Here is an 18,127-nt window from a genome sequence, read left to right on the forward strand (position 1 = left end):
CAGCCATTAAAGCTTAAGAAAGAATTACTTCTTCTCGTTAGCAGCTTTAACGTCAGCAATAACCTGCTCTGCAACGTTTGCAGGACATGGTGAGTAGTGCGCGAACTCCATAGAGAACTGACCACGACCAGAAGTCATTGTACGTAGGTGACCGATGTAGCCGAACATTTCTGAAAGAGGAACGTCTGCTTTAATACGAACACCAGTAGTACCAGCCATCTGATCTTTGATCATGCCGCGACGACGGTTAAGGTCACCGATAACATCACCAACGTGATCTTCAGGAGTGAACACGTCTACAGCCATGATTGGCTCAAGAAGCTGTGCACCTGCTTTAGGCATAGACTGACGGAATGCACCTTTCGCTGCGATTTCGAATGCTACTGCAGATGAATCGACTGCGTGGAAACCACCGTCGAATAGTTCAACTTCTACGTCAAGAACAGGGAAACCAGCAAGGACACCAGTGTCCATCATGCCAGCAAAACCTTTCTCAACAGCAGGCCAGAATTCTTTAGGTACGTTACCACCAACAACAGATGATGTGAACTTGAAGCCAGAACCAACTTCACCTGGCTTGATACGGTAGTCGATCTTACCGAACTGACCAGAACCACCAGACTGCTTCTTGTGCGTGTAGCTATCTTCAATTGCTTGAGTGATAGTTTCACGGTAAGCAACCTGAGGTTGACCAACGATTAGGTCTACACCGTAAGTACGCTTAAGGATATCAACCTTGATGTCTAGGTGAAGTTCACCCATACCTTTAAGGATGGTTTCGCCAGTTTCTTCGTCAGTTTCAACCTGGAATGATGGATCTTCTGCAACCATCTTACCGATAGCGATACCCATCTTCTCAGAACCGCCTTTGTCTTTCGGCGTAACTGCGATAGAGATTACTGGAGTTGGGAAGATCATTGGCTCAAGCGTACACTCGTGCTTAACATCACATAGAGTGTGACCAGTTTGAACGTTCTTCATACCAACAACAGCGATGATGTCACCAGCTTGTGCTTCAGTTAGCTCGTTACGGTCATCTGCTTGCATCTCAACCATACGGCCGATACGCTCAGTTTTACCAGTCGCAGAGTTAAGGATGGTGTCACCCTTCTTCATGCGGCCAGAGTAGATACGGATGAACGTTAGGGCACCGAAACGATCGTCCATAATTTTGAACGCAAGCGCTTTTAGTGGCTCATCAGCAGATACTGTAGCTACTTCACCAGTTGCTTCACCAGTTTCTGGATCTGTTAGCGGCTGAGGATCAACTTCTGTTGGTGCTGGTAGGTAATCTACAACAGCATCAAGGATAAGTTGCATACCTTTGTTTTTGAACGCAGAACCACAGTATGTTGGGAAGAACGCGATGTCACGAGTACCCTTACGGATACAACGCTTGATGTCTTCAATAGAAGGCTCTTCACCTTCCATGTAAGCTTCCATCAGGTCATCGTCCTGCTCAACAGCAGTCTCGATTAGCTCTTCACGGTACTGTTCTACGTCATCAACCATGTCCGCTGGAACATCTTTGATTTCGTAGTTTTCTGGAAGACCAGTTTCGTCCCAAACGTAAGCTTTACGGCTTAGTAGGTCAACAACACCAACGAAGTCGTCTTCACGACCGATTGGTAGAACCATGATTAGAGGAGTAGCACCAAGAACGCTCTTAACTTGATCAACAACGTTGAAGAAGTCTGCACCCATACGGTCGAGTTTGTTAACGAAGATCAGACGAGATACTTCTGATTCGTTCGCGTAACGCCAGTTAGTTTCTGACTGAGGCTCAACACCACCAGAACCACAGAATACACCGATACCACCGTCAAGTACTTTAAGAGAACGGTATACTTCAACTGTGAAGTCAACGTGTCCAGGAGTATCGATAACGTTTAGGCGGTGGTCGTTCCAGAAACAGCTAACTGCTGCAGACTGGATAGTAATACCACGCTCAGCTTCCTGCTCCATGAAGTCAGTAGTTGATTCGCCGTCGTGAACTTCACCAGTCTTGTGGATCTGACCAGTAAGCTTAAGGATACGCTCAGTAGTAGTGGTTTTACCCGCATCAACGTGCGCGAAAATACCAATGTTTCTGTATTTAGATAAATCTGCCATTGTTTTTCTCTATAAACAATTACTGTCACTATTCGGTGGGGGAGTATATCACTGATTCCAACAAACATTACATAGGTCATTTAAGATAAAATGAACATTTGCTTGTTTTTGCTCCGTCTTTTGGGGTTTTCTGGCGCAAACGCTCAATAAACCCACAAGGCTAGCCGGTCACAACATACTCTGTTCCTTCATACACTGTCAAAATGTGCTTTGATGTGACATGTAAAAACAGAGAACACGGTATTTTACCGGCTCATTGTTCACTGAATGTGAACGATGATGATGTGAAAATGGCAGCTTGCCAGCGACCAAATCGGCTTAATTCTAGTATCAATCGATAAAAGCTACCAGTGGCTTACTGCAAATTGCTTTGAACTTGGTGTTGAGCGTAGGCTTAGGGTTGTGCGGAAAAGTAGACTGCAATGATAACTAGATCTTGTTCATTGAGTACGGATAACAGCTGCTTCAGCATTTCTCCATACGCCCCGCAATGTCCACCATTTTGTCAGTATTTCATCGAGTTATAAAGATGCAGGGCACTTTGGTTATTGATATGTGCGGTAGGGCTGACTGAGGCATGGTATTGGCATTAGAGAAGGCACGGATAAATAGATTGAGTATGTAAAAGAGTGAAAGTATAAAAGTGCGACTCACTGTCAGCACTATTATAATGTTGCCTGGCCGCAAAATAATCCTAATCATTAATTTTTCACAATCCGTAGAACACGTCTGTGTACTTAATAACTGACTGTATTTTCCTTAAATGAAATGAGTTGAATAATTTTGACCATTAGAGATTCGTTTCCCATACTCAAATCAAGGGTTAAGGGAGAGTAAACCTATGAAAGGAATTATTTTTACTGAGTTTCTAGATGTTGTTGAAAGCCGTTTTGGATTAGAGGTTTGCCAGCAGATGCTCGATGATGCCGATGTTGACGGTATCTACACGGCGGTAGGGAGTTATGATCACCGCGTTCTGGTAAAGATGATAGTCTGTTTGAGTAAGATTACTGGTGTATCTCCTGAATCATTACAAGAGGTATACGGTGAAGCATTGTTCATGCGTTTGCTAGCGACGATGCCAATGGCTAATGGTGACAAGCCGAATGGTACTTTTAGCTTTATTGAGTGTGTTGAACGTCATATCCATATCGAAGTGAAAAAGCTGTATCCCAATGCGAATCCGCCACAATTTGACTTCATTTCACAAACGACCGCCCAAATGGTGCTCGACTACATTTCAGCTCGTTGCTTTTCCCATGTTTGTCTCGGTTTGATTCGTGGTTGTGTCCAGCACTTCAACGAAGATATGGATATTGAAATGGAGCCTGTAAACCAGGATCAGAGTCATGTCCGATTTACGCTGACGCTAAACGCGGAGTAACTATGGGCCTTGAACGCATGGATCCGGAACGTCACGTTGCATTAATGCAGAAGAAAATTGACCGTGAGCGAGAAGCCAGAAAGATGGCTGAAATGCTACTTGAGTCAAAAAGCTTAGAGCTCTATCAGACGAAACAATTGGTTGAGCAAAACCTTGAGCAAATGAGAGATAAGGTAGCCAGTGGCTCTGAATTTTTGTCATATCAGCAAAAGATGGACAATTTACTGCTCCGCTTTGGTCATACGTTCCTTAAATACCAACCTTCTTTCGGTATCATCAAAGAGCTGCTAGATGCATTGATAGCGAGTAATGCTGCTAGCTATTGTGGAATAAACATAGGTTGTGATTCCACACCAGCGCTTAATATTAGCTATTTTTCTGGTATCGATGAGAAGTTAGTTCCCCCAGCCAAATTGGCGTCAGTCGGTGAGTGTTGGGATGAACATCATCAATTGCATTGGTTTTCGCTTAGTAATTCGGTCGTGAAAGGGTATTTTGTAACGCGAATCGATGAAAGGAGAGAATGGCACACCACAATTCGTAAGCATATGAACTTGATTGGTGAAATGCTTCGTACATCTATTGATCGTCAATTGAAATTGGAAGAGGCTATTCGGGCGAGGAAGTCTGCGGAAGAGTCGGAGAAGTCGACCCGTGATTTTTTGGCGATGATAAATCACGAGCTGAGAACACCGCTAAATGGTTTACTGGGTACTGCAGAGTTGCTGTCGGATACAGAGCTCGATTGTCACCAGAGGGGATTGCTTTCTACATTGCATCATTCAGGGGAGCTACTTCGGGCTATTATTAATGACTTGCTGGATTACAGTAAAATCAATGCGGGGATGATGGAATTGACGGTTAAAGCTTTCGACAGCCGTTTGATGACCAATATGCTAAAAGACATCTTCCAGCATCCCGCCAATGAAAAGCAACTCGATTTTTCTATTCATTTTTTACCTGATACACCGCAACACCTGCTGGGCGATGAAGATAGGATCAAGCAGATCTTTGTAAATCTTATTGGCAATGCGATTAAGTTTACTCAGAAAGGCTTTGTTTCTGTCACGATTGGTTGGCAAGACGAAGCACTTAAATTTATAGTGCGGGATTCAGGTTGCGGTATTCCTAAAGACAAAGTGGGCACGTTGTTCCAGCCATTTACTCAAGTCGATAATTCTAGTAACCGGCAGCATGAAGGCACTGGTTTGGGGCTGGCCATTTGTAAAAAGCTCGCTGAGCAGATGAAAGGTTGGATAGAGGTGGACAGTGACTATGGTCGCGGAACCACCTTTACCGTTACTCTTCCATTAGCAGTGAACGTCTCAACGGTAGATGAGGCGACAGCTCAGCAAGGTGGTGCCCACTCTATAGATGATTTGACTATTCTGGTGGTGGAAGATTTAAAAACCAACCAGATGATTATTAAACTTATGTTAGGTAAGTTCGGTATTACTCCTGCTATCGCAGATAACGGGCAGAAGGCATTAGATATTTTAGAACAGCAGAATTTTGATATTGTGCTGATGGATTGTCGTATGCCGGTACTTGACGGTTATGCAACTACCGAGCGGTTACGCAATGACGGTTACAGTAAGCCGATTATTGCCCTGACAGCTGGAACGACCAAAGCTGAGCGTGAGGAGTGCTTTAATGCTGGTATGGACGATATTCTGTGCAAGCCTTATCAAAGTACCGAGCTTAGAGAAATGATCGAAAAATGGGGCACATAAATTGTCCCCCAAAGAGCAGATTTTGCTCATTTTTTGTTTAGATCTGTTGTGCTAGTGGTTAGAAAAACTTTCACCTTTAGCCATGCGATCATAAAGAATGACATTGACTGCTGCGGCCAGGTTCATACAACCCTTGGTTGGTACGTAGATCGTTTCCCGGCAGAATTCGGTGATCTCTTTTTTTAACGTGCCGTCTTCAGGGCCAAAGATATAAAAAGCCCGCTGTGGGTGCTTGTAATCAGGCAGCGGTTTGGCTCCCTCAACCAGATCGACGGCAACCGGTACGCAATCGTGTGGAATGATGTTTTTGAGATCTTCAACGCCAATTAACGGAATATCGAGAATGCTATTTTTGGTGTCAGTACAAAACTTCTTAGCAAGGTCATAGCGTGTGCCTGTGTAAAACACACTATTGACGCCATAGCAGCCAGCGGCACGCATGACAGAACCAACATTTTCAGGGGTTTTGGGATTGAATAGCCCAACACAGGCGTAACCTTTGCTCATAACACGTATCTTTCCGAAATTTTCAACAGCGCGAGATTATACGGATTCTGACGGAAAATGGCAGGGGAAGAGGTTAATGAAGTATCGGTGCGTATAAAAGTGGGACACCCCGGCACGAAGAGGGTACCGGGGTCATTAACCCTGCTTACTGGGTTACCACGTTAGCCGCAGCACTTTTTGTATTTTTTGCCACTACCGCATGAACATGGATCATTACGGTTTGGTGTCTTCTCAAAAACAGTGGTTTTTGGTTTGTTGATCAGCGTCTCAAGCTCCACAAGGTTTTCTTCTGCCTCACTGTTTACTGTTATCGTGGCAAATAGTTCATGTTGCTTGAGTAAAGCTTCGGTCTCTGTTTTTTTCTCATCGCTATTCACGACTAGTTGTAGCGGGTTGATTTCAGTTCCCAGTTTTTTGGCCTGATTAGTATTGAAGCCGTAGCTTTCGTGCTTAGGCTTTTTCTCAATGCGACCTTTAAAGAAGAACTTAGACATATGATGATCCTGGCTTAAATAAGATAGTTTCAAGCTCTTAAAGCATGAAAGCGGGCGATATTAACGACTTCAACAGCTTGCCGCAAGTGATCACACCTTTTCATATTGCTCATTGAGTGGTTGTTCATTTTTCATTAGTGTCCTATCGTAAACATATATCATAAAATAATTATATCTAATTCAACGAGTAAGATAGCGGACAGTAAACGCTGTCTGAAAAATAGATTTATGCATGGAGGCCTAGATGTACAAATGCGTCTCATCGTTGTTGGTGGCGATGGTTATAGCTGGTTCTGTCTCTGCTAACGAGGTGATTGAGAGTCGCTCGTTAGTCGGGTTTGGTAGTGCTAAGTACCCAGCCGACTTTTCCCACTTTGACTACGTAAACCCTGATGCACCTAAAGGAGGGCAGGTGACCTATGCTCAAGTAGGCACCTACGACAGCTTTAACCGTTTTGCTTCACGTGGTGTTTCTGTTGCTGGCAGTGAGGCTATCTACGATACCTTATTTGTCTCATCTGAAGATGAGATCGACAGCTATTACCCCTTGATTGCCGAAAAGGTTCGTTATCCTGATGATTACGCCTGGATGGAAATTGATATCAATCCTGATGCCAAGTTTCATGATGGTAAACCGATCACCGCTGCTGATGTTGCCTTTACCTTTGATAAGTTTATGAAGGAAGGGGTCGCCCAGTACAAGGTGTACTTCAAGGATGTTAAATCAGTAACGGCCCAGTCTGAGCGCACCGCAAGGATAGAGATGGTAAAACCAAATCGTGAGGTGCTGTTAGCTTTAGTGCAGGGAATGAATGTGCTGCCTGAGCATTTTTGGAAAGACAAGAACCTAAGTGAGCCTCTTAATGCCCCTCCTGTTGGCAGCAGTGCGTACAAAATCACTGATTACAAGCCTGGTCAAAGCGCGACCTATTCCTTGGTCAAGGATTATTGGGCCAAAGATTTGCCAGTAAATGTTGGCAGACATAACTTCCAAACCATCAAATACGATTATTATCGGGATGAAACGGTCACGCTGGAAGCGTTCAAGGCTGGCGAGTATGACATCCGGGAAGAGAACGTGGCCAAGTTTTGGGCGACCTTGTATCAAGGGACGAACTTTGACAAAGGCTACATAGTAAAAGAAGAAATTCCACATCAAATTCCTCAATCAATGCAGGCGTTTGTCTTTAATACCGAGCGAAGCTACTTTAGTGATCCCAAAGTTCGTGAAGCCTTGTCTTACGCGATGGACTTTGAATGGATGAACAAAAGCCTGTTCTATAACCAGTACACCCGTACCCGCAGTTACTTCCAAAACACCGACTATGAAGCTAAGGGCTTGCCATCTGAAGAAGAAGCAGCGGTCTTGGCACCGATAAAAGATAAAGTGCCAGCCAGAGTGTTTACCGAAGAATACCAGCCTCCTAAGTCTGACGGTTCCGGCCGTATACGTGTTCAGCTACGTAAAGCCCTTGCGTTGATGAAAGAAGCCGGCTGGGAGGTGCAGAACAAGGTAATGACCAATGTCGAGACTGGCGAAACCTTTACCTTTGAATTGCTGATGTACAGTCCGACCACCGAGCGTCTAGCTATTCCGCTACAGAAGAACCTGAAGTTGCTGGGTATTGATATGCGCTTACGCACAGTGGATACCACGCAATATATCAAGCGCTTGAGAGACCGTGATTTCGATATGGTGTCGGCTGGCTACGGTGCCAACCCATACCCAAGCCCGAATTTAATGATCGCTTGGAACAGTAATTTTATAGACAGCACTTACAATACGGCTGGGGTAAAAGATCCGGCGGTTGATTACCTAACCGAGCAAATTGCCGAAAATCAGGAAGATCCTGACAAGTTATTAAGCCTAGGCAGGGCGCTTGATAGAGTATTGCAGTGGAACTTTTATGTGATCCCGCAGTGGCATATCAGCATGTTCCGGGTGTCGAGCTGGGACAAGTTTTCCCGTCCCGAGCTACGACCAAAATATACCCTAGGTAAAGATACGTGGTGGCTTGATACTGAAAAAGCGGCCAAGTTACCTGAGAAACGGCGGTAATTATGTCGGCTTATATAATTCGACGATTGTTGCTGGTGATCCCCACTCTGTGGGCGATCATCACCATCAACTTCTTTGTGATTCAAATTGCACCCGGTGGGCCAGTTGAGCAGGCGGTAGCCCAGCTTGAAGGTCATAGCTCCGGGATCATGGAGCGCTTTACTGGTGGAGGGCAGGAAGTCGGCTCGCTCGAACCTTCGGATAATGGTTCCGGCTATCGTGGTTCCCGTGGCCTAGATCCTGAAGTGGTCGACGCTATTAAGAAGCAATTTGGCTTTGATAAGCCATTGCTCGAACGTTATCTCGATATGCTCAAAGATTACGCGACCTTCAATTTTGGCGAAAGCCTGTTCAAGGGCGGTAATGTCATCGATCTGATCATCGATCGTTTGCCGGTATCTATTTCGCTTGGCCTGTGGAGTACCTTGATCATTTATTTGGTCTCTATTCCACTGGGTATCAGCAAAGCCATAAAACATGGCTCACGGTTTGATGTGTGGAGTAGTGCGGTGGTGATTGTGGGCTATGCGATCCCCGGTTTTCTATTCGCAATTTTGTTGATCATTTTCTTTGCGAGCGGCAACTATTTCAGTTGGTTCCCGCTACGCGGATTAGTGTCATCGAATTTTGATCAACTGAACTGGTACCAGCAAATTATCGACTACTTTTGGCATTTGGCGCTGCCTATTCTGGCCATGGTCATTGGCGGTTTTGCGACCCTGACCATGCTGACAAAAAACTCGTTTCTTGATGAAATCAATAAACAATATGTTGTAACGGCTCGGGCCAAAGGGCTGGATGAAAGCAGCATTTTGTACCGTCACGTTTTCCGTAATGCCATGCTGATCATTATTGCGGGCTTCCCTGCTGCATTTATTAGTATCTTTTTTACCGGGGCAATGTTGATTGAGGTGATGTTTTCTTTAGAAGGGATAGGGTTGCTGGGTTTTGAGTCGACCATACAGCGCGATTATCCTGTGGTATTTAGCTCCCTGTATATCATGACCCTGTTGGGGCTAGTGATGAATATAATTTCGGATATCACCTACACATTGGTCGATCCCCGGATAGATTTTGAGGCACGTTAGTGAAACTTAACCCATTAACCATGGAACGTTGGGCAAGATTTCGAGCACATAAGCGGGGCTACTGGTCGCTATGGATCTTCTCATTACTGTTTGTCTGCAGCTTGTTTGCAGAAATTGTAGCCAATGATAAACCGCTGGTGATCCAATTTGATTCACAGTGGTATTTCCCGATTGTGACTCCCTACGCCGAGACTGAATTTGGCGGCGAGTTCGATGCCGAAGCCGACTATACCGACCCTTATGTCGCAGACTTGATCGAGGCTAACGGCTTTATGATCTGGCCGATCATCCGCTTTAGTTACGATACCATTAACTACGATTTATCCGGACCTGCACCGTCGCCGCCAGACCGTGTTAACTGGTTGGGTACCGATGACAAAGGGCGGGATGTCTTGGCACGGATCATCTACGGATTTCGGATATCGGTGTTATTTGGCTTTGCCCTTACTGTTATCTCTACCGTCATTGGTGTCATCGTCGGGGCCTGCCAAGGGTATTACGGTGGGTGGATAGACTTGTTTGGACAGCGCTTTATTGAAGTGTGGTCTGGTATGCCAACGCTATTTTTGCTGATTATTTTGTCGAGTTTTGTCGAGCCAAATTTCTGGTGGCTACTGGGGATTATGGTGTTGTTTAGCTGGATGGGATTGGTGGGGGTTGTTCGTGCTGAATTCCTCCGTTGTCGAAACCTTGATTATGTTAGGGCTGCGCAAGCAATGGGAGTCGGTGATGGGCGTATCATGCTACGCCACATGCTGCCCAATGCCATGGTGGCGTCACTTACCATGATGCCGTTTATTCTTAGTGGTTCGGTGACAACATTAACGTCATTGGACTTTCTCGGGTTCGGTTTGCCTGCCGGCTCGCCGTCACTGGGGGAATTACTGGCGCAAGGTAAAACCAATTTGCAGGCACCATGGTTAGGCTTGTCTGCCTTTGTCGTTCTTTCAATCATGCTGAGCTTGCTGGTGTTTGTTGGTGAAGCTGTGCGTGATGCATTTGATCCCCACCATCAGAGGTAACCATGTCGCAACCTATTATTACCATTGAAAACCTGTCGGTGGGCTTTCAAAGCGGAAAAGCTGTCAATCAGGTGACTTACAACGTGAGTTTGGATATCCGACGCGGTGAAACACTGGCGCTGGTGGGGGAAAGTGGTTCAGGGAAGTCTGTGACGGCCAATGCCATTTTGCGATTGTTGCCTAAATCTTCGACGCACTATATGAGTGGTCATATCCATTATGATGGCATTGATATGATGCGGTGTAGCGAGCGTGAGATGCGTGGCCTTCGGGGCAATCGTATCGGTATGATTTTCCAAGAGCCGATGATGTCTCTCAATCCGTTGCATAAGGTTGGTCGTCAGCTGTGCGAAACACTGGCTATACACCGAGGTACCCGACAACGTGAAGCGCAGAATAAAGCGCTAGAATGGTTGAAAAAAGTAGGGATAAGGAACCCCGAGCAACGCTTAGAGTCTTATCCTCATGAGCTCTCAGGTGGTGAACGGCAACGGGTGATGATAGCTATGGCCCTCATTAACGAGCCGGAGTTGTTGATTGCTGATGAACCGACCACCGCATTGGATGTCTCGGTTCAGGCCCAGATCTTGGATCTGCTCAACGATCTGCAGCGGGAAATGGGGATGGCGATACTGTTTATTACCCATGATCTCAGTATTGTTCGCAAGATTGCCGACCGTGTTGCCGTCATGCAAATGGGCCGGTTGGTTGAGACCAATACGATGACCGAAGTATTTGAACGCCCTCAAGATCCCTATACCATTAAACTGATCAACTCAGATCCAAGTGGCGAGCCGGTACCTGTTGATATGGCGGCAAGCCCGATGTTTGAAATCAAGGATTTAAGGGTATGGTTTCCGATTAAGGGCGGTATCCTCAAGCGAGTAAAAGATCATATCAAGGCCGTGACTGATGTGAGCTTTCTACTGCGTACAGGTCACAGTGTAGGCTTGGTCGGGGAGAGTGGTTCGGGAAAGTCGACAACAGGTATGGCTATTCTTAAGCTACTAGAAAGTACAGGGGAAATAGTGTTTTGCGGTGAGGATATTTCGGCATTTAATCGTAAGCAGATGCTACCCCTACGCAGTAAGTTTCAAGTGGTTTTTCAAGACCCATTTTCTGCTTTGAATCCAAGAATGTCAGTGGCACAAATCATTGGTGAGGGGTCAAGAGTTCATCAAGATTTAACACCAGAACAAGAAGAAAAAATGATTTGTAATGTGATGCGTGATGTGGAACTGGATCCTGAAACACGTCACCGCTATCCCAATGAATTTTCCGGTGGCCAGCGCCAGCGCGTTGCGATTGCACGGGCGCTGGTACTAAAACCGTCATTCATTCTATTAGATGAACCGACATCATCACTGGACAGAACGGTTCAATTTCAAGTGCTTACACTGCTTAAGCATTTACAGCAGAAGTATAATTTAACTTACCTTTTTATTAGCCATGATCTTAATGTGGTGAAATCACTCTGTCACTATACCTTGGTGCTTCGCCAAGGGCAGGTAGTGGAGCAAGGCGAAACCCAAACCTTGTTCAGTGAGCCGCAGCAAGACTATACCAAGCAATTAGTATCTCTTTCAGTTGTTTAGAAGTGTCTGGTAATACCAGCTAATTGTAGCTGGGATGTAATGTGCTTCTCCTACATAATGAGTCGCCCAAAAGGCGTGGTTCTCATAATCGACTAGAATGTGACCAGTTGACGGTTTTGCCTATTGCTGTGATAGGTAAAACCTTCTGGTGCTTTTGAGTCGTGTTGATTACATTCACAACACAATAAAATGAATAACTTGTCCTGATTGATTCAGGCGAGTGGGAAAGCATTATGGTTAAGCCTGAAAATAATTGTATCGTCATCTTCGGCGCGTCGGGTGACTTGACCCATCGCAAGTTGATCCCAGCCTTTTACCACCTTTTCGCGAATGGATTGCTCTCAGAAGAATTCGCAATTTTAGGGGTAAGCCGAACTCACTATTCTGATACTGAGTTCCAACAGAAGCTCAAAGAGTCGCTGACTGCCAACGAAAAAGTTGACCCTCAGGTACTAGATGCTTTCTGCCAACGTCTCCATTACCAAGCCATTGATACCAAAAGTGTTGAAGATTACGCCAAGCTGAAAATGCGTTTGGATGATATCGAGCAGAAGTGTCAGACTAAAGGCAATACCACCTTCTATTTGGCGACACCGCCGAGCCTGTACAGTGTGATCCCAGAGTGTCTTGCTGCGCATGGTTTGAACAACGAACACAATGGCTGGAAACGCCTGATTGTTGAGAAGCCGTTCGGGTATGATTTGGCAACCGCCGAGCAGCTTGATAAAGACCTGCACGCACATTTCCAAGAACACCAGATCTACCGTATCGATCACTACCTCGGTAAAGAAACGGTTCAAAACCTGCTGGTGTTCCGTTTTGCCAATACCATGTTCGAACCGCTTTGGAATCGTAACTTCATCGATTATGTTGAGATCACTGCTGCTGAATTTCTTGGCGTTGAAGAGCGTGGTGGTTACTACGATGGTGCAGGTGCGGTTCGTGATATGTTCCAAAACCATTTGCTACAAGTACTGGCAATGGTGGGTATGGAGCCGCCGGCAGCTATAAATGCCGACTCTATGCGTGATGAGGTGATGAAGGTCTTCAAGAGCCTTCAGCCATTGTCCGACAATGATCTTCAAAATAACTTAGTACTGGGCCAGTACACTGAATCAGATGTCCGTGGTAACCACCTTGACGGTTATCGTGAAGAGCCCGGTGTGGCGGAAGATTCGCGTACTGAAACGTACGTCGGTTTGAAGATGTTTATCGATAACTGGCGCTGGAACGGCGTACCTTTCTATGTCCGTACCGGTAAGCGTTTGCCAACCCGCGTTACTGAAGTTGTTATTCATTTCAAGAAGACACCGCACCCAGTCTTTGGTGCCGATGCGCCTGAAAATAAACTGATCATCCGTATCCAGCCTGATGAAGGCATTCTAATGAGCTTCGGCCTTAAGCAGCCTGGTGCTGGATTTGAGGCTAAGGAAGTGAGTATGGACTTCCACTACGAAAGCCTTGAAGAAACACATATGCTGACGGCTTATGAGCGCCTATTGCTTGATTCGATGAAAGGTGATGCCACCTTGTTTGCGCGTACCGATGCGGTGAAAGCGTGTTGGCAGTTTGTTCAGCCAATTCTGGATTATAAAGAAAACCCAGAACACCTTTATGGTTATGCCGCGGGGACTTGGGGGCCTAAAGAAGCCGACGAGCTATTATCTCGTGACGGTCGTGAATGGCGCTTCCCATGTAAGAACCTGACTAATACTGATTACTGCGAGCTATAAGTGACATGAATTACCACATATTTGAAAGCGCTGAACAGGTTGTTCAAGCTCTAGCAAAAAGCTTGAAAGAATACAGTGAGCTTGGTCGTCCAGTCCATATTTCACTGCCCGGTGGTAGTACGCCATCTCAGCTTTTTGCCTATTTGGCTGACTCGGAATTTGCCCAATCCATTCAATGGCAGAACCTCCACTTTTGGTGGGGGGACGAGCGTTGCGTGGCGCCGGACAATGATCAGAGCAATTACGGCCAGGCCAAAACCTTGTTGTTTGACCACATTTCGATCCCGGCTGAGAATATCCACCGCATTCGTGGTGAAGATTTTGCAGCAATGGAAGTGCTCCGTTTTGCCGAAGAGATGATCTCGGAAATTCCTGAGCACAATGGGACCCCAGAGTTTGATTGGATCTTGCTCGGTATGGGAACAGATGGCCACACTGCATCATTGTTTCCAGGGCAAACCGATTACGAGACAACGGAAGTTGCAGCCATCGCTGCACATCCAGAGACTCGCCAGCTCCGCGTGACGAAAACAGCACATCTGCTGGCAAATGCTAAACGTATTACTTACTTGGTTTTAGGTGCAAGTAAAGCGTCGGTAATCAAAGAGATTGCCGATAATGCACCAGCTGCACAAACGTATCCCGCAGCCAAAGTCAGCTCAACGGCTGGCAAGACCGAGTGGTATTTAGATTCAGAGGCAGCCAAAGAGCTGGCATAAGGAGAGAAGTAAATGAAAGCAGATATTGGTGTTATCGGGTTGGCTGTCATGGGTCAAAACCTGATCCTAAACATGAATGACAACGGGTTTAAAGTCGTTGCTTACAACCGTACTGTTGCGAAAGTTGATGAGTTTTTGCAAGGACCGGCGAAAGGTACCAACATTGTCGGTGCGACATCTCTTGAAGATCTGGTTAGCCAGCTGGAATCACCACGTAAGGTGATGCTGATGGTTCGTGCCGGTGACGTTGTTGATCAGTTTATCGACAACCTAGTCCCACTGCTAGACAAAGGCGATATTATCATTGATGGTGGTAACACGAACTACCCAGATACTAACCGCCGTGTGGCAGCACTACGCGAAAAAGGTATTCGCTATGTTGGTGCCGGTGTATCAGGTGGTGAAGAAGGTGCACGTTTCGGACCGTCTATTATGCCCGGCGGTGATCCAGAAGCATGGCCGCATGTGAAGCCAATTTTCCAAGCTATTGCCGCTAAGACCGAACAGGGCGAAGCGTGTTGTGACTGGGTCGGTAACGAAGGTGCTGGCCACTTTGTTAAGATGGTCCACAACGGTATCGAATATGGCGATATGCAGCTGATCAGTGAAGCCTACCACTTCATGAAAGAAGGTCTAGGCATGTCGCATGACGAGATGCAGGCGACGTTCGCTGATTGGAACAAAACCGAACTGGACAGCTACCTGATTGAAATAACTGCTGATATTCTTGGCTACCGTGATGAAGACGGTGAGCCGCTAGTGGAAAAGATCCTTGATACTGCTGGCCAAAAAGGCACCGGCAAATGGACAGGTATCAACGCCCTGGACCACGGTATTCCGCTCACACTGATCACTGACTCAGTGTTTGCCCGTTGCCTATCTTCACTGAAAGAGCAGCGTGAGCACGCAGCGTCACTATTCAACAACCCAATTACAGCTGTTGAAGGTGATAAGTCTGCGTGGTTGGATGCCCTTCGTCAGGCACTGCTTGCGTCTAAGATCATTTCTTACGCACAGGGCTTTATGCTGATCCGCGAAGCATCTGAGTCTAACAACTGGGATTTGAACTACGGCAATGTTGCTCTAATGTGGCGTGGTGGCTGTATCATCCGCAGTGCATTCCTTGGCAATATCCGTGACGCGTTTGAAGCAAACCCAGAGCTGGCTTTCCTTGGTTTGGATAACTACTTCAAGGACATCCTAGAAAGCTGCCTGCCAGCATGGCGTAAAGTTGTGGCTAAGTCATTCGAGACCGGCCTGCCAATGCCTTGTATGTCTTCTGCGCTGACGTTCCTTAATGGTTACACGACTGCTCGTCTACCAGCTAATATGCTGCAGGCACAGCGTGATTACTTTGGTGCTCATACTTATGAGCGTACCGACAAGCCACGTGGTGAGTTCTACCACACCAACTGGACCGGTACCGGTGGTGATATTTCTTCAACAACTTACGATGTGTAATTTGTAACCTAAAGAAGAATGACGTAAATATTAGGCGCTGATGATTCAGCGCCTTTTTTTATGGGCAGCCGGTGCCAGATATCAGCGAAAAGCTAATACCAACCTGGATAAGTAGTTGATCAAGTATTTATGTAGGTCGGTATAAGCCAGGCCGTAATTTTTAAATGCAACCTATTGCTCTTGGTTGTAATTGTTGAGCTGCGTAATAAATGCTCGGGGATAAGTGATGCAGCTGGTTAAACAGAGCAAAATTGTGAGCAAAGGAGGGTTTTTGGGTTTGTTTGCTTGGTTTTTAAACACTTGGGTAACAACCTCGTAGCAACAAATTTGGGTTAATCGACCTAGATCACGCTATCAGGTAGGGGCTTTAACTGCCAACTGTCAGCAACGCTCGATTTATGAGCTATAGATCACGCCAAATTGAATGATGAAATAAAATATTTAACAATCGGGTTACAATGTGATTATTATACTGACGAGCATTAACCAATCATACAGGGAGTTTTTTAATGCAGTCGTTAGTAGATTTTCTCAATGGAATAATTTGGAGCCCAGTGCTGATTTATCTGTGTCTGGGTGCCGGTCTGTTTTATTCCATTACCACACGTTTTGTACAGCTTCGTCACTTCAGAGAGATGTGGCGCCTATTGTTATCGGGTAAAAGTTCCGCTCAGGGTATCTCCTCTTTTCAGGCACTAGCCGTTTCTCTTTCTGGGCGTGTAGGTACAGGTAACATCGCTGGTGTTGCTGCGGCTATCGGTTTTGGTGGTCCGGGTGCGGTGTTCTGGATGTGGGTTGTTGCTTTCCTTGGGGCTGCAACAGCTTACAGTGAATCTGCCTTGGCTCAAATTTATAAAGAAGAAGATGAAGATGGCCAGTTCCGTGGTGGTCCTGCTTACTACATTGAGAAGGCCATGGGGCAGAAGTGGTATGCTTGGATTTTCGCTATTGCGACTATCTTTGCCTGTGGTGTACTTCTTCCAGGTGTTCAGTCCAACAGTATTGGTAATGCGGTTGAAGCAGCCTTTGGCTCAGGCCAGATGATTGAAACAGCCATAGGTACAATCAGCCTCGCGAAGATTGTTACTGGTACGTTTGTTTCTATTATCCTAGCGTTCATTATCTTTGGTGGCGTAAAGCGTATTGCTAACTTCACTCAGATAGTTGTACCTTTCATGGCGCTTGCCTACATTGTGATCGCCTTTGTTATCATCCTACTGAATATCAACATGGTACCTAGTATCTTTATGATGATTATCGGTGATGCCTTCACACCGATGGCGGGAGTGGGTGCGGCAATTGGTTGGGGTGTTAAGCGGGGCGTCTACTCGAACGAAGCGGGTCAGGGAACAGGCCCTCATGCCGCCGCTGCTGCAGATGTACAGCACCCAGCTCAGCAAGGCTTGGTACAGTCGTTCTCTATCTATATCGATACCTTGCTAGTGTGTTCGGCAACAGCGTTCATGATTTTGATTACAGGTGCATACAACGTACACGGTGGTGCAGAGGGCATGTTCCTTATTCAGAACTTGGCGGCTGATATTGGCGCTAACGGTCCGGTATTCACCCAAATGGCTATTGAGAGCGCAATGCCAGGTATAGGCAAACCATTCATTGCCTTTGCACTGTTCTTCTTCGCCTTTACGACTATTCTTGCTTACTACTACATTGCAGAAACCAACATTGCTTACATTCGCCGCTCAGTAAAAGTACCAGGCATGATGTTTATCCTAAAAGCGGTATTGATTGTTGCGGTATTCTACGGAACGGTAAAAACCGCTAACCTTGCTTGGGCAATGGGTGATGTGGGTGTGGGTTTGATGGCCTGGTTGAATATTGTCGGTATCTTGATTATTTTCTTCCTATCTAAACCCGCTCTAAAAGCGCTGAAAGATTATGAAGAACAGCAAAAAGCGGGCGTGACAGACTTTACGTTTGACCCGGTTAAGCTTGGTATCAAGAACGCTGGTTTCTGGGAGAAGAAACTTCACGGAAAGGTGACATCGGAAGAGGTTGAAGACGCAGAACCTGCGAAGACAACCATCTAATCGATTGATCATTAAATAGTAAAAGGCCATTGGGTAATACCCAATGGCCTTTTTTGCTGATAAGAAATGTTGTGAAGCGAAATGGGAAACAGAACGTACGTTTACGAGTGGTGGCATCATATTGCCTGTCGATTGACGTGTATGACGTATCGGTCAACAAAGACAACTGATT

13 protein-coding genes are annotated in these 18,127 nt (G+C 46.0%); 10 read left to right on the forward strand and 3 right to left on the reverse strand.

Going from position 1 to position 18,127, the window contains the following annotated elements:
- Positions 1 to 24: 24 nt before the first annotated feature.
- Positions 25 to 2,112: an elongation factor G gene (gene fusA / locus NHN17_RS06990; protein ID WP_255041476.1), complete on the reverse strand. Its 2,088-nt coding sequence runs from the start codon at positions 2,110 to 2,112 to the stop codon at positions 25 to 27.
- Positions 2,113 to 2,953: 841 nt separating this feature from the next.
- Between fusA and NHN17_RS06995 the strand changes: the two genes are divergently transcribed.
- Positions 2,954 to 3,496, forward strand: coding sequence for a heme NO-binding domain-containing protein (locus NHN17_RS06995; RefSeq protein ID WP_255041478.1), 543 nt, complete (start codon positions 2,954 to 2,956; stop codon positions 3,494 to 3,496).
- A gap of 2 nt (positions 3,497 to 3,498) precedes the next feature.
- Complete coding sequence (locus NHN17_RS07000) at positions 3,499 to 5,229, forward strand: ATP-binding protein (protein WP_255041480.1); 1,731 nt, start codon at positions 3,499 to 3,501, stop codon at positions 5,227 to 5,229.
- A 51-nt stretch (positions 5,230 to 5,280) separates the two neighbouring features.
- Here NHN17_RS07000 and NHN17_RS07005 read toward each other — a convergent pair whose 3' ends face one another.
- Together NHN17_RS07005 and NHN17_RS07010 are read right to left on the reverse strand one after the other, a co-directional pair.
- Positions 5,281 to 5,736 carry an RNA methyltransferase gene (locus NHN17_RS07005; RefSeq protein ID WP_255041482.1) on the reverse strand — a complete coding sequence of 152 codons (456 nt, stop codon included), beginning with the start codon at positions 5,734 to 5,736 and terminating at the stop codon, positions 5,281 to 5,283.
- Between the two features lie 161 nt (positions 5,737 to 5,897).
- Positions 5,898 to 6,230, reverse strand: coding sequence for a PBPRA1643 family SWIM/SEC-C metal-binding motif protein (locus NHN17_RS07010; RefSeq protein WP_255041483.1), 333 nt, complete (start codon positions 6,228 to 6,230; stop codon positions 5,898 to 5,900).
- Positions 6,231 to 6,507: 277 nt separating this feature from the next.
- Between NHN17_RS07010 and NHN17_RS07015 the strand changes: the two genes are divergently transcribed.
- The 8 genes from NHN17_RS07015 to NHN17_RS07050 all read left to right on the forward strand — a co-directional run bounded on the left by NHN17_RS07015 (position 6,508) and on the right by NHN17_RS07050 (position 17,955).
- Entirely contained in the window at positions 6,508 to 8,289 is a 1,782-nt protein-coding gene (locus NHN17_RS07015; RefSeq protein WP_373689546.1) for an extracellular solute-binding protein, read from the forward strand.
- 2 nt (positions 8,290 to 8,291) lie between these two features.
- The gene (locus NHN17_RS07020) at positions 8,292 to 9,377 is read left to right on the forward strand and encodes a microcin C ABC transporter permease YejB (protein WP_255041485.1); all 1,086 of its coding nucleotides are present in this window, start codon (positions 8,292 to 8,294) and stop codon (positions 9,375 to 9,377) included.
- On the forward strand, positions 9,377 to 10,399 hold the full coding sequence (locus tag NHN17_RS07025; protein WP_255041487.1) for an ABC transporter permease: 1,023 nt from the start codon (positions 9,377 to 9,379) through the stop codon (positions 10,397 to 10,399). Before NHN17_RS07020 ends, NHN17_RS07025 begins: the two co-directional genes overlap by 1 nt.
- 2 nt (positions 10,400 to 10,401) lie before the next feature.
- Positions 10,402 to 11,994: an ABC transporter ATP-binding protein gene (locus NHN17_RS07030; protein ID WP_255041488.1), complete on the forward strand. Its 1,593-nt coding sequence runs from the start codon at positions 10,402 to 10,404 to the stop codon at positions 11,992 to 11,994.
- A gap of 233 nt (positions 11,995 to 12,227) precedes the next feature.
- Positions 12,228 to 13,727: a glucose-6-phosphate dehydrogenase gene (gene zwf / locus NHN17_RS07035; RefSeq protein ID WP_255041490.1), complete on the forward strand. Its 1,500-nt coding sequence runs from the start codon at positions 12,228 to 12,230 to the stop codon at positions 13,725 to 13,727.
- 5 nt (positions 13,728 to 13,732) lie between these two features.
- A complete protein-coding gene (gene pgl, locus NHN17_RS07040; RefSeq protein ID WP_255041491.1) occupies positions 13,733 to 14,446 on the forward strand; it encodes a 6-phosphogluconolactonase in 714 nt (237 codons plus the stop codon).
- 12 nt (positions 14,447 to 14,458) lie between these two features.
- Positions 14,459 to 15,907 (forward strand): decarboxylating NADP(+)-dependent phosphogluconate dehydrogenase, encoded by a 1,449-nt coding sequence (gnd, locus tag NHN17_RS07045; protein WP_255041492.1) that lies wholly within the window; start codon positions 14,459 to 14,461, stop codon positions 15,905 to 15,907.
- A gap of 509 nt (positions 15,908 to 16,416) precedes the next feature.
- Complete coding sequence (locus NHN17_RS07050; RefSeq protein WP_255041493.1) at positions 16,417 to 17,955, forward strand: alanine/glycine:cation symporter family protein; 1,539 nt, start codon at positions 16,417 to 16,419, stop codon at positions 17,953 to 17,955.
- Positions 17,956 to 18,127 lie beyond the last annotated feature (172 nt).

Source organism: Photobacterium pectinilyticum (assembly GCF_024357955.1).
Classification (GTDB): domain Bacteria; phylum Pseudomonadota; class Gammaproteobacteria; order Enterobacterales; family Vibrionaceae; genus Photobacterium; species Photobacterium pectinilyticum.